Origin of the sequence: Kluyvera genomosp. 1 (assembly GCF_001266615.1) — a bacterium.
In the GTDB taxonomy this organism is placed as follows: domain Bacteria; phylum Pseudomonadota; class Gammaproteobacteria; order Enterobacterales; family Enterobacteriaceae; genus Kluyvera; species Kluyvera cryocrescens_A.
The window spans coordinates 45,786-58,906 of sequence record NZ_LGHZ01000001.1 but is presented as its reverse complement, the minus strand read 5'-3'; the positions used below and the strand labels follow the sequence as shown (position 1 = coordinate 58,906).

Below are 13,121 nucleotides of genomic sequence, written 5' to 3'. Positions count from 1 at the left end.
CTGTACTGCGAATAATGTCTGCCGGGCTTATCTGAAAATGCTCCCCGCCGGGCGGCAGGGAGCGGTGTTGATTAGGCGAGAGCGTTAGGGCAATCGGTGCCGCTATCGATTTGGCTTAGGTTTTCCAACGTGGTTTCCGAGATGCTGGTCAGCGCCTCGGCGGTCAGGAAGGCCTGGTGACCGGTGAACAACACGTTGTGGCAAGCCGACAGACGACGGAACACGTCATCCTGAATCACGTCGTTAGACTTATCTTCAAAGAACAGATCGCGTTCGTTCTCGTAAACGTCCATCCCCAGTGCGCCGATTTTTTGCGTTTTCAGGGCTTCAATCGCTGCCTGTGAATCAATCAAGGCACCGCGGCTGGTGTTGATAATCATCACGCCGTCTTTCATCTTCTCAAAAGCACTGGCGTTGAGCAGATGGTAGTTTTCCGGCGTTAGCGGGCAGTGCAGGGTAATGACGTCAGATTCGGCAAACAGCGTTGGCAGGTCGACATATTCAACGCCGAGCTCCAGTGCCGCCGCGCTTGGATACGGATCAAATGCCAGCAGGCGCATACCAAAACCCTTCAGAATGCGCAGGGCGGCGATGCCAATTTTACCAGTACCGATAACGCCCGCCGTTTTGCCGAACATGGTAAAACCGGTGAGGCCTTCCAGTGAGAAGTTAGCGTCGCGTGTGCGCTGGTATGCGCGGTGAATACGACGGTTTAGCGTCATCATCATCCCGATAGCGTGTTCCGCCACCGCTTCTGGAGAATAGGCAGGGACGCGGACTACGCGTAAACCGAGCTCTTTCGCAGCATCGAGATCAACGTTGTTGAAGCCCGCACAGCGCAGCGCAATATATTTCACCCCGTTTTTCTTCAACTCTTCGAGTACCGGGCGGCTCCCGTCGTCGTTGACGAAAATACAGACCGCTTCACAGCCGTGCGCGGTTTTGGCGGTTTTTTCCGTGAGCAGAAAATCGAAAAACTCAAGTTCAAAGCCATAAGCCTCATTCACATTTTGCAGGTACTTTTTGTCGTACTGCTTTGTGCTATAAACGGCGATTTTCATAAGCTTTTCTCCAGTGATTTTAGAGTCAAGTTAGCATATTTCAAATAATCATACAAAATGTAAAAATGTTTTGAATGCTAAAGTTACGTAAGGAAACTATCACCAGTATACGCGCTTTAGAACCGGGAGCGAACTTCTGCACTCAATCAGAATCAACTGAAATTACTCACATTTTATTTTAGAGCAGCTACGCTTAATGCATGACAGCGGCTTTCACTCTCTGGTCTGACATGACACAATATGCGCCTTTGGACCGCTCGCTGTGCGGTCCGGCATAACTGCCTGCTTAAACTGGATATCACTGCACCCATGAAGGGTAAATATAAAGCCGTTATTGCGCTATTCCTGCTTTTAATACTCCTGCCGTTAACGCTGTTGATGACGCTGGGGTACTGGGTCCCTACGCTGGTGGGCATCTGGCTTCCGGCGGGAACGCGTATCGCCCTTAACGAAAGCCCTCGGTTGACCCGATCGGCGCTGCGCATTCCCGACCTGCGCTATCTTGCCGGGGATTGTGAGCTGGCGACACTGAAAGATGTAACGCTGTCGCACCCAAGCCGTTGGCGTCTGCACGCCGTCTCGGTCAACCTCAATTCAGTCTGTTTCGCTAAACTACCGCAAAACGATTCGGTGCCCGGGGCGCCGCGTACGCTGGCCGAATGGCAGTCAATGCTGCCGAATACCTGGCTTTCTATCGATTCACTGAGCATATCGCCGTGGGAAAAATGGCAGGGTAAGCTGAATGTTTCGCTTACCGCACAGCGCCAGGAGCTGCAATATGAAGGTGAGCACGTCACGCTGCATGCGCGTTTGCATGGACAATCGCTGACCGTTAGCGAGTTTCACGCGGCATTAATTGAAGGCGAACAGCCGGTCAAGCTTCTCGGTGAGTTCACGATGCCGCTGGTACCGGATGGTTTGCCGGTAAAAGGCCATTTAGAGTCAACACTTCAAGTACCGCAGGTGCCTTCGCTGGTAGATGCTGAGCTGAACTGGGATGGCAATCAAGGGCAGCTGATTATGATCGCCCGCGGTGAAGCTGACCCGCTGGTCGATCTTCCATGGCAACTGACTGAGCAGCAGCTCACCATCAGCGATGGCCGCTGGAGCTGGCCTTATCAGCAAGGGCTCCCACTGAGTGGTCGCCTTGGCGTGAAGCTGGAAAACTGGCAGCAGGGCATCGACAAAACGCGAATTACCGGGCGACTGAACGTTTTAACCTCGGGTGATGCCGGGAAGGGCAATGCGGTGTTAACCATCGGCCCGGGAACGCTCAGCATGGATAACAGCGATATGCCGTTGCAGATGACCGGGGAAGCGAAGCAGGGAGATTTGATTCTCTACGCTAAGCTTCCCGCACATTTGAGTGGGCCGCTGATGACGCCCGTATTGGCTTTCCAGCCGGGGGCACTGCTGCGCTCCCGAGGACGAGTGATTGACGCACTGAATATCGATGATGTCCGCTGGCCGCTTGCGGGGGTAAAGATCTCCACTCAGGGGATAGATGGTCGTTTGCAGGCGATATTGCGCGCTCATGAGCAGAAAACCGGCGACTTCGTGTTGCACCTTGATGGTAAAGCCGACAATTTTATGCCGGATAAAGGCACCTGGCAGTGGCGCTATTGGGGCGACGGGCATTTTACCCCGATGCAGGCGCGCTGGGATGTCACCGGTACCGGTGAATGGCGCGACAGTGCCATCGTTCTTAATTCGCTCTCAACCGGTTTTGACAAACTGCAGTACGGTACCATGACGATGGATAAGCCGCGTCTGACGTTGGAAAAACCTATTCACTGGATCCGCAACGAGCAGCACCCATCCTTTACCGGCACGCTGGCGCTGGATGCCAATGAAACTCGCTTTACCGGCGGGAGTGTACTGCCTGCCTCTGCGCTGAGTTTTAGCGTCGACGGCCGCGACCCTACTTACTTCCAGTTTAAAGGGAACCTCAAAGCGCAAGAGATTGGGCCGATTCAACTTAACGGGCGCTGGGATGGTGAACGCCTGCGCGGTAAAGCCTGGTGGCCGAAACAATCACTGACGGTATTCCAGCCGCTGGTGCCACCGGACTGGAAAATGAAGCTGCGCGATGGCTCGCTTTACGCACAGGTCGCGTTTTCTGCCGCCGCCGATCAGGGGTTTGAAGCCGGTGGACACGGCGTGCTGCGTAATGGCAGCGCATGGACGCCGGATAACGAGGTAAACGGAGTAGATTTCGTGCTGCCATTTCGCTTAAAAGCGGGCGTCTGGCAGTTTGGTACCCGCCGCCCGGTTTCACTACGGATTGCTGAAATTGTTAACCAGGTGACGGCGCGCAACGTCACTGCCGATTTGCAGGGAACCTGGCCGTGGAGCGATGCCCAGCCGCTACAGTTGAGCGATGTCAGCGTTGACGTCCTTGGTGGCAAGATAACCATGCAACAGCTCCGTATGCCGCAGCGCGATGCGGCGCTACTGCGTTTGCATCATATCTCGATGAGTGAACTGGTGAGCGCGGTGAATCCGAAGCAGTTCGCTATGTCTGGCCCGGTGGACGGTGCGCTGCCGCTGTGGTTAAACGACAGTAAATGGATCATTAAAGATGGTTGGCTGCATAACCCCGGCCCGATGACGCTACGTCTTGATAAGGACACCGCCGATGCGGTGGCAGATGATAATATTGCCGCCGGTGCGGCTATCAATTGGCTGCGCTATCTGGAAATTAGCCGCTCATGGACGCGGATTAATCTGGATAGCCTGGGACTATTGACCTTACAGGCCGCGGTAACCGGGACTGGGGTGATGGATGAGAAACGCAGCACGGTGCAACTGAATTATACGCACCAGGAGAATGTTTTTGATTTGTGGCGAAGCTTGCGCTTTGGCGACAAACTTCAGTCATGGCTTGAGCAACACGCGACCCTACCCGGCGCTCCGTGTCGCAGCGGCACGGAATGTAAGGAGCAATAATGAAATTATCCATCGCCCTGGTGGGTTTGATGACCTGCGGGCTGCTATCGGGATGCGTACCGCGCATTGAAGTGGCGGCGCCGAAAGAGCCGATTACCATCAACATGAACGTGAAAATTGAGCATGAAATCCGCATCAAGGCCGATAAGGACGTTGAGGATTTGCTGAAATCACGTAGCGACTTATTCTGAGGTCATGATGCGAAAACGAGGGATTATCGCGCTGCTGGCTCTTAGCCTGTTAAGTACGCAAGCACTGGCCTTAACGCTGACGGATGCTCGTCAGCAGGGACGCGTGGGTGAAACTCAGGGCGGCTATCTGGCGGCGATTAAGCAGGACAGCGATACGCTGGCGCTGGTGAAAAAAATAAACCAGGCGCGCAGCGAAAGCTATCAGCAGCTTGCCCAGAGTAACAGCTTGTCGCAGCAGGAAGTCGCGCGGCTGGCGGGTAAGAAATTGATTGAGAAAGCGCAGCAGGGTGAATACGTTCAGGGCATCAACGGCCAGTGGGTACGCAAGTAACGGCTAAGCTGATGTAAGAAAAACGGTATTCCAGTTGAAACCGGGGATGTAACTCGCTCATACTCTCCGCATATAACCTGTTCGTCGGCAACGGTTTTACCGACAACATAAGAGAATAATAAAGGAAGTTCTAATGGCAGAAGAAACGATTTTCAGCAAAATCATTCGTCGCGAAATCCCGTCAGACATCGTCTACCAGGATGATTTGGTTACCGCGTTCCGCGATATTTCTCCACAGGCGCCAACGCATATCCTGATTATCCCTAATACGCTCATTGCCACGACCAACGACGTGACCGCCGAACATGAACAGGCACTGGGTCGCATGGTGACTGTCGCGGCAAAAATCGCGCGCGATGAAGGGATTGCCGATGATGGCTATCGCCTGATCATGAACTGCAACCGCCACGGTGGACAGGAAGTTTACCATATCCATATGCATCTGCTGGGTGGACGCCCGCTGGGTCCAATGCTGGCGCATAAAGGTTAACCTATGAAATCGGGATGTCTGGGTCTTGTGCTTTGCGCGACGCTGCTTGCCGGGTGCCATTCGCGCCCGGAAATTGCCGTCAGCGAGCAGCAATCGCTGGTCATGGAGTCGAATGTTCTGGCCGCTGGGATCAGTGCGCAAGCGCCTGAAATTACCTCGTCGGATATTCAGGCTACCGCCAGCGCGAAGCTGTTCAATGAAAGGCGAGAGCCGGTCACCGTTCACTATCGTTTTTATTGGTATGACGCCAGAGGGCTGGAAATGCACCCGCTAGAAGCGCCGCGCAGCATCACCGTTCCTCCGATGGGCTCGGTCACGCTGTACGGGACGGCCAATGGTTTAGGGGCGCATAAAGCCCGGCTTTATCTTTATCTGTGAGGGGTAATCTGGAATGAGTAAATTGGGTCGCTATGCATTAATTGCTTCCCTGGCGATGTTGCTTGCTGGGTGCGTAGTGCGCGAAGAACCGGCACCGGTTGAAACGGTCAATCCGCAGCAACCGCAGCAGCCAACCGAGCCGCAGCAGCCGGTGCCGACGGTTCCGACGGTACCAACAGTGCCAACGCAGCCTGGGCCGATTGAGCACGGTGGTGAAACACCAGCTCAGCCAACACCGCGCGTTCGTCACTATGACTGGAACGGTGCGGCGCAACCGCTGGTCGGCAAAATGTTGCAGGCCGGTGGCGTAAATGCGGGCAGCATTCTGCTGGTGGATAGCGTGAATAACCGTACCAATGGTTCGTTGAATGCGGGTGAAGCCACTACCGCGCTGCATAATGCGCTTTCTGGCAATTCGAAATTTACCCTCGTGTCTCCGCAGCAGTTGGCTGTTGCGAAACAGCAGCTGGGCCTGTCGCCTCAGGATAGCCTTGGTTCGCGCAGCAAAGCGATGGGCATTGCCCGCAACGTGGGTGCGCAGTACGTTCTGTATTCCAATGCGACCGGTAACGTCAATACGCCAACCCTGCAAATGCAGCTGATGCAGGTACAGACCGGGGAAATCATCTGGTCAGGAAAGGGTGCGGTTGCGCAGCAATAAGCTCACGCGTGACGACGTCCTGTCACGCTGTTTTCCGCACTATCGCATCGTCGCCAGCCCCGAAACTTCGGGGCTGAGCGGCAGCAGCTGTATCCTTCAAAACGGTGAACGGCGGTTGGTATTACGCCAGCATCATGCCCCTGACGCACCAGAGAGCGATTTCCTTCGCCAATATCACGCACTGCAACGTCTGCCAAACACGCTCGCGCCCAAGCCTGTTTTTTATACATCAGGTTGGATGGCGGTTGAATATTTAGCCGGTGAGATCAAAAGCGTGCTCCCGGCCCATCGTCCTCTTGCTGCACTCCTGTATGATTTACACCGAGAGCCTCGATTTGGCTGGCCGATTGCCTTACTGCCGCTGTTGGAACAGTACTGGCAGCAATGCGATCCGGCACGGCGTACACCATTTTGGCTACGTGGTTTGCAGCGTTTGCGTAAGCAGGGCGAACCCCGCGCGATGCGGTTGGCGCCGCTGCATATGGACGTACATGCCGGAAACATTGTCCATACCGTTCAGGGGCTAAAACTTATTGATTGGGAATATGCCGGTGATGGCGATGTCGCGCTGGAGCTAGCGGCCGTGTGGGCAACGGACAATACACAGCGCCATCAGCTCACTTTGGCTTATGCTGAACGCGCGCAGATGTCGCCAGATATGCTCTGGCGGCAGGTGATGCGCTGGCGGCCTTGGGTGCTGATGCTGATGGCCGGGTGGTTTGAGTGTCGTGGGCAACAGACCGGCGACGAACAATTTTTCACGTTAGCCAACGACGTTTGGCAACAGTTACAGAATAAAAAGGAGGCCGTGTGGGGCCAGTAATGTTGGACGTTGAAGGTTACGAATTGGACGCTGAGGAACGTGAGATCCTTGCACATCCTCTGGTAGGTGGCTTAATTCTGTTTACCCGTAACTATCATGATCCTGAGCAGCTTCGTGAGTTGGTTCGCCAGATCCGTGCAGCCTCACGCAATCACCTGGTGGTGGCGGTGGATCAGGAAGGTGGCCGTGTACAGCGTTTCCGTGAGGGTTTTACCCGGCTGCCGGCTGCACAATCCTTTGCCGCCGTTTTGGGTGAAGAGGCGGGTGGCCGTATGGCGGCGGATGCTGGCTGGTTAATGGCGAGCGAAATGATCGCCATGGATATCGATATTAGCTTCGCACCGGTGCTTGATGTGGGCCATATCTGTACCGCTATCGGTGAGCGCTCTTATCATGCGGATCCGCATAAGGCGCTGGCGATGGCGCGCCACTTTATCGACGGCATGCACGATGCAGGCATGAAAACCACCGGTAAACACTTCCCGGGCCACGGCGCAGTCACCGCGGATTCGCACAAAGAGACCCCGCACGATCCGCGCTCGGACGCTGAAATTCGTGCTAAAGATATGGCGGTGTTCCAGACGCTGATTACTGAGAATGCGTTGGATGCCATTATGCCTGCGCACGTGATTTATGATGCCGTTGATCCGCGTCCAGCAAGCGGTTCCCCTTACTGGTTGAAGACCGTACTGCGCGGCGAATTGGGCTTTGATGGGGTTATCTTCTCTGATGATCTTTCCATGGAAGGTGCCGCCATTATGGGCAGCTATGCGGAGCGTGGCCAGGCATCTCTCGACGCAGGTTGCGATATGATCCTCGTCTGCAATAATCGTAAAGGGGCCGTTAGCGTGTTGGATAACCTGTCGCCGATCAACGCAGAACGTGTTACGAAGTTGTATCATAAAGGTTCATTTAGCCGTCAGGAACTGATGGACTCCGCCCGCTGGAAAACGGTTAGCGCTCAGCTGGAACAACTCCATGAACGCTGGCAGGAAGTGAAGGCTGGTCATTAACCCTCCCGGTGTGGGAGTAATGGTGTGGTGAGGATACGATGATTATCTATTTACACGGTTTTGACTCAAATAGCCCAGGAAACCATGAAAAGGTGCTGCAGCTACAGTTCATCGACCCGGACGTGCGGTTGATTAGCTACAGCACGCTGCATCCGAAACACGACATGCAGCATCTGCTGAAAGAAGTGGACAAAATGCTACAGCTCAACGCCGATGAACGTCCGCTGATTTGCGGCGTCGGGCTTGGCGGCTTCTGGGCAGAGCGCATTGGTTTCCTGTGTGATATTCGGCAGGTGGTGTTCAACCCGAATCTGTTCCCGGATGAGAACATGGACGGCAAGATTGACCGCCCGGAAGAGTACATGGACATTGCGACCAAGTGCGTGAATAACTTCCGCGAGAAAAACCGCGATCGCTGCCTGGCTATCCTTTCTCGCCATGACGATGCGCTGGACAGCCAGCGGTCGGCAAGCGTGCTACATCATTACTATGAAATCATCTGGGATGAAGAGCAGGGCCACAAGTTTAAGAATATTTCGCCGCATCTACAGCGGATAAAAGCTTTCAAAACCCTCGGCTGATAACACACAAAAAGCCCCGACTACGGAAACGCAGTCGGGGCTTTTTTTTGTTAATTTTTAACCTTTCTTAGCCTCAGTTTGGTGGCGAAAATACCCTCCGCTCAACTTCTGCGCGATAAAACTTGATACACATCAATTTTGGTATGACCAATGCACCATTCATGTTATTCTCATTGCAGCTGAATGGTTTCTTGTAAGTAACTTGTTGTTAATTAAAGGCTATATTTATAACTTTTAATTAACAATTGGTTAATAAATTTGAAGGGGGTCTCATGACTACGCCAATCAAGAAAATTGTCATTGTCGGTGGTGGTGCGGGCGGCCTGGAACTGGCTACTCAACTGGGTAGAAAGCTTGGCCGGGGTAAAAAAGCGAAAATCACGCTGGTAGATCGTAACCACAGTCACCTGTGGAAACCGCTGCTGCACGAAGTGGCTACGGGTTCTCTGGACGAAGGTGTGGATGCGCTGAGCTACCTGGCCCACGCACGTAACCATCATTTCCAGTTCCAGCTTGGATCGGTGATGGACATCAACCGCGAAGCCAAAACTCTGACCATCGCTGAACTGCGCGATGAGAAAGGTGAACTGCTGGTACCTGAGCGCAAGCTGGCCTATGACACGCTGGTGATGGCGCTGGGCAGCACCTCTAACGACTTCAACACCCCGGGCGTGAAAGAACATTGTATCTTCCTCGATAACCCGCATCAGGCGCGTCGTTTCCACCAGGAAATGCTGAACCTGTTCCTGAAGTACTCGGCGAACCTGGGTGCTAACGGCAAGGTGAATATCGCGATTGTTGGCGGTGGCGCAACCGGCGTTGAGCTGTCTGCGGAACTGCATAACGCGGTGAAACAGCTGCACAGCTATGGCTATAAAGGTTTAAGCAACGAAGCGTTGAACGTGACGCTGGTGGAAGCCGGTGAGCGTATTCTGCCTGCACTGCCACCGCGTATTTCCGGCGCTGCGCATAACGAACTGACCAAAATGGGCGTGCGCGTACTGACGCAGACGATGGTCACCAGCGCGGATGAAGGCGGCCTGCACACCAAAGATGGGGAATACATCGCAGCGGATCTGATGGTCTGGGCCGCAGGGATCAAAGCGCCAGACTTTATGAAAGATATCGGCGGCCTTGAAACCAATCGTATTAACCAACTGGTGGTTGAGCCAACGCTGCAGACGACCCGTGACCCGGATATCTATGCTATCGGTGACTGTGCTTCCTGCGCCCGTCCGGAAGGCGGCTTTGTGCCTCCGCGCGCTCAGGCTGCGCACCAGATGGCGACCTGTGCGCTGAACAACATTCTGGCGCAGATGAAGGGTAAAGATCTGAAGTCGTACAGCTATAAAGATCATGGTTCTTTAGTTTCTCTGTCCAACTACTCGACTGTCGGCAGCCTGATGGGCAATTTGATGCGCGGTTCGATGATGATTGAAGGGCGTATTGCTCGTATGGTCTACATCTCACTGTACCGAATGCACCAGATTGCGCTGCACGGCTACTGCAAAACAGGCCTGATGATGCTGGTCGGCAGTATTAACCGCGTGATCCGTCCGCGTCTGAAACTGCATTAATCCTCGGATTTATCCCGGCATCGCACTTGCGTTGCCGGGTGCCTTTCTCCCTTCAGAATTCTCTGAAACCGCTGTTTTCCCAAACAATACTCTGCTTTTAGGCTTCTGTCTGATTGGCTCTGCTAACGATCGGTTGCACAATTGTTAGCAATAGCAACAAAGGAGGAAGTCCCGTGAATAAATCAATGTTGGCGGGTATTGGTATTGGCGTTGCAGCCGCACTCGGGGTTGCCGCCGTGGCGAGCATGAATGTGTTCGAACGTAGCCCGCAGTATGCGCAAGTTGTCTCCGCCACACCAATCAAGGAAACCGTCAAAAATCCACGCCAGGAGTGCCGTAACGTAACGGTGACGCACCGCCGCCCCATTCAGGATGAAAACCGTATTGCCGGTTCTGTATTAGGAGCTGTCGCTGGGGGCGTTATCGGCCATCAGTTTGGTGGTGGGCGAGGTAAAGATGTCGCGACCGTTGTCGGCGCGTTAGGCGGCGGCTATGCCGGTAACCAGGCGCAGGGCGCATTGCAGAACAATGATACCTACACCACAACGGAGCAGCGTTGTAAGACGGTATACGACAAGTCTGAGAAAACCCTTGGATATGATGTCACCTATAAAATCGGCGACCAGCAGGGGAAAATCCGCATGGATAAAAACCCAGGAAACCAGATCCCATTGGATAACAATGGCCAGCTTGTACTGAATAAAGTCTAAAAAAGCGTTAGTGTGCTATTCGCCCCTCAATCACACAGATTGAGGGGCGTTTTTTTATTCTACCGCAATCATCTGCGGCCACAGGCGCAGCGTGGTTTCGGTTATCTGCATCAGCGTTTCAAAGCTTGCCCCTTCGCGGGCGCTAATCGACATACCCTGCAAAATACAGCCCAGGAAGAGCGACAGCTCCTTGACGTTCTTCTGTGCCGGAATCTCACCGCGCGTTTGGCGCAGCTGCAGGAACTGGCTTAGCGTTTGTTCCTGTACGGCATGTCGGGACTTGATGGTTTTCGCGATATCCTTCGACGAAGCCGCCAGTGCCGCAGAGGTGTTGATCATAAAACAACCCGCGGGCGTATCTTTGCTGGTGAAGCAGGTGGCGACGGCGGTGAAATAGTTTCTTAACGCCTCGATAACAGTCTGCTCTTCACAAAACAGGCATGCCTCATTTTTAGAGGCGAAGTGAGTGATGTAGTGATCGAGGACTGCACGGAACAACCCCTCTTTATTGGCAAACTCTGCGTACAGGGTTGGCGCTTTGGCTCCCGTTGCTTCAACGAGGTCGGAGAGTGATGTTGCTTCATAGCCATACTGCCAGAATAGCGTCATCGCTTTATCAAGCGCCGCTTCCCGGTCGAATACTTTAGGTCGACCACGGCCTTTTTTCGCGCAACTTTGCGTGTCAGTTGTCATCGTGCCGCCTACCTTAGTCGGTTTTAGTGAGCATTCATTATAAAAATAATCGACAGCAGGGGCTAGCGCTTCCGTGATAAAAATAAATTATGCATATACATATGAAAAATATATGGATTCTAATTAATTAAACGGTCGTTATAAAAATACCGTTGACGTGTGACGCAGATCTCATTATCATTATCTTATCGATCGTTAAGTTAATAACGTCTGACCTACAAAATTCATCTGCAAAGGTAAAAATCATGAAAAACGTAAAAACTCTGGCCATCGCAGCCGTTCTTAGTTCTCTGTCATTTGCCAGCTTTGCTGCTGTTCAGGTGCAGTCTACTCCGGCCGATCAGCATAAAGTGGGTAACATTGCCGCTTCCGCGGGTCCAAACCTGGAGTCCTTAGAAGAACAGCTGTCACAGAAAGCGGATGAGATGGGTGCTAAATCCTACCGTATCACTTCTGTCAGCGGTCCGAACGCCCTCCACGGTACCGCGGTAATCTACAAATAAATAAGCGTTAAACCCTCATAATGCTTATGTCACTGCAATAAAAAAGGCCCTGAGCTTAACCCTCTCAGGGCCTTTTCTTTTCTCGTTTTCGTTACATATTCTGCTGCGCAACGTCATGATGACGGGTCACATCCACCGGCATCCCGGAGCGGATATCCATCACTTTATTCATCACGTCACCATCGGTATTGGCTTTCTGACTAAACGCTTGCATGCTGGCGTTGAGTACGATAGGCAGTGTCTGCGGATCATCGTCAATATGCTCTGACAGCGGCTGGTGGACTTCAACCAGATGTACACCGTTAGGCTCAACCGAGGCTTTGATGGGGGTATTAATGATGTTGACCTTGGTGCCCGGCGTCACTTTGTCGAACAGCGCTTTGATGTCGCCATCGCGCAGACGAATACAGCCGGAGCTTACGCGCATACCGATACCAAAGTCCGCGTTGGTGCCGTGCAGTAAGTAGACACCACCGTGCGCCGCCAGACGGATAGCATGATGGCCCATTGGATTATCCGGACCTGCGGGCATTACAGCGGGTAAATCAATGCCTTGTGCTTTATATCGCGCGCGGATATTGGCCGTTGGTGTCCAGGTCGGGTTGGCGCGTTTGTCGGAAACCGTGGTCACCATGGTGGGCGTAACGGTGGTTCCACCAAGCTGGCCAATGCCTATCGGATAGACGGTGACGGTATTGCTTCCCGGTGGATAGTAGTAAAGACGCAGCTCGGCGAGATTCAACACGATCCCTTCGCGCGGGACGTCCGGGAGCAGGGTTTGCAGCGGGATCGTCAATACGCTGCCTGGGCGAGGCACGTAAGGGTCAACGCCTGGATTAGCCTGCAGTAATGCCAGAAAACCGACGTTGTATTTCTTGGCAATTGCTTCCAGCGAACCCCCGTTGTTCTCCACCACATGAAAACGGTTTTCACCCACCAGGCGGCTGCCTGCAGGCGGTAATGGCCAGGTGTTGGCGCTGGCAGGCAGCGCCACGCTTGCGACGAGAATAAATCCCATCAGCCAGCGCGAAAATTGCCGGGTTTGTCGTTTCACTTTAATCCCTCAAGGTCAAAAAATGTTGCTTAAAAGTTAAAGCGACTATTATGCGGAAGGGAACTGTAGGGAAGTGAAGGGCGATTGAAAGAGTATGTAAAGGCGG

General features: G+C 53.4%; 15 protein-coding genes. 12 read left to right on the top strand and 3 right to left on the bottom strand.

The features are described from left to right. Nucleotides 1-71: 71 nt before the first annotated feature. Nucleotides 72-1,061, bottom strand: a complete 990-nt coding sequence (locus KP80_RS00330; protein WP_052281576.1) for a 2-hydroxyacid dehydrogenase — start codon at nt 1,059-1,061, stop codon at nt 72-74. Between the two features lie 309 nt (nt 1,062-1,370). On the opposite strand from KP80_RS00330, the gene KP80_RS00325 reads away from it, so the two are divergent. From KP80_RS00325 to KP80_RS00275, 11 genes are all read left to right on the top strand, one after another. Beyond that, entirely contained in the window at nt 1,371-4,010 is a 2,640-nt protein-coding gene (locus KP80_RS00325; protein ID WP_052281771.1) for a YdbH family protein, read from the top strand. Beyond that, nucleotides 4,010-4,201, top strand: coding sequence for a YnbE family lipoprotein (locus tag KP80_RS00320; RefSeq protein WP_052281575.1), 192 nt, complete (start codon nt 4,010-4,012; stop codon nt 4,199-4,201). Before KP80_RS00325 ends, KP80_RS00320 begins: the two co-directional genes overlap by 1 nt. Before the next feature lie 7 nt (nt 4,202-4,208). Continuing rightward, nucleotides 4,209-4,532 (top strand): YdbL family protein, encoded by a 324-nt coding sequence (locus KP80_RS00315; RefSeq protein ID WP_052281770.1) that lies wholly within the window; start codon nt 4,209-4,211, stop codon nt 4,530-4,532. 133 nt (nt 4,533-4,665) lie between these two features. Then, on the top strand, nt 4,666-5,022 hold the full coding sequence (gene hinT, locus KP80_RS00310; protein WP_052281574.1) for a purine nucleoside phosphoramidase: 357 nt from the start codon (nt 4,666-4,668) through the stop codon (nt 5,020-5,022). Between the two features lie 3 nt (nt 5,023-5,025). Then, entirely contained in the window at nt 5,026-5,400 is a 375-nt protein-coding gene (locus tag KP80_RS00305) for a YcfL family protein (RefSeq protein WP_052281573.1), read from the top strand. Between the two features lie 22 nt (nt 5,401-5,422). Beyond that, a complete protein-coding gene (gene lpoB / locus KP80_RS00300; protein ID WP_197276125.1) occupies nt 5,423-6,061 on the top strand; it encodes a penicillin-binding protein activator LpoB in 639 nt (212 codons plus the stop codon). Continuing rightward, nucleotides 6,042-6,884 (top strand): thiamine kinase, encoded by an 843-nt coding sequence (gene thiK, locus KP80_RS00295; protein WP_052281571.1) that lies wholly within the window; start codon nt 6,042-6,044, stop codon nt 6,882-6,884. Before lpoB ends, thiK begins: the two co-directional genes overlap by 20 nt. Beyond that, a complete protein-coding gene (nagZ, locus tag KP80_RS00290; RefSeq protein WP_052281570.1) occupies nt 6,872-7,897 on the top strand; it encodes a beta-N-acetylhexosaminidase in 1,026 nt (341 codons plus the stop codon). Before thiK ends, nagZ begins: the two co-directional genes overlap by 13 nt. 38 nt (nt 7,898-7,935) lie before the next feature. Then, nucleotides 7,936-8,478: an alpha/beta hydrolase YcfP gene (gene ycfP / locus KP80_RS00285; RefSeq protein ID WP_052281569.1), complete on the top strand. Its 543-nt coding sequence runs from the start codon at nt 7,936-7,938 to the stop codon at nt 8,476-8,478. 272 nt (nt 8,479-8,750) lie between these two features. Continuing rightward, the gene (ndh, locus tag KP80_RS00280) at nt 8,751-10,055 is read left to right on the top strand and encodes an NADH-quinone dehydrogenase (protein ID WP_052281568.1); all 1,305 of its coding nucleotides are present in this window, start codon (nt 8,751-8,753) and stop codon (nt 10,053-10,055) included. Nucleotides 10,056-10,228: 173 nt separating this feature from the next. Beyond that, nucleotides 10,229-10,765 carry a glycine zipper 2TM domain-containing protein gene (locus KP80_RS00275; RefSeq protein ID WP_052281567.1) on the top strand — a complete coding sequence of 179 codons (537 nt, stop codon included), beginning with the start codon at nt 10,229-10,231 and terminating at the stop codon, nt 10,763-10,765. A 54-nt stretch (nt 10,766-10,819) separates the two neighbouring features. On the opposite strand, the gene KP80_RS00270 is transcribed toward KP80_RS00275, so the two are convergent. Beyond that, nucleotides 10,820-11,458 (bottom strand): TetR/AcrR family transcriptional regulator, encoded by a 639-nt coding sequence (locus tag KP80_RS00270; RefSeq protein ID WP_052281566.1) that lies wholly within the window; start codon nt 11,456-11,458, stop codon nt 10,820-10,822. A gap of 245 nt (nt 11,459-11,703) precedes the next feature. On the opposite strand from KP80_RS00270, the gene bhsA reads away from it, so the two are divergent. Next, on the top strand, nt 11,704-11,961 hold the full coding sequence (gene bhsA / locus KP80_RS00265) for a multiple stress resistance protein BhsA (RefSeq protein WP_052281565.1): 258 nt from the start codon (nt 11,704-11,706) through the stop codon (nt 11,959-11,961). Nucleotides 11,962-12,052: 91 nt separating this feature from the next. Here the strand turns inward: bhsA and ldtC are convergent, their stop codons facing one another. Beyond that, entirely contained in the window at nt 12,053-12,979 is a 927-nt protein-coding gene (gene ldtC, locus KP80_RS00260) for a L,D-transpeptidase LdtC (RefSeq protein ID WP_052281769.1), read from the bottom strand. Nucleotides 12,980-13,121: the final 142 nt, after the last annotated feature.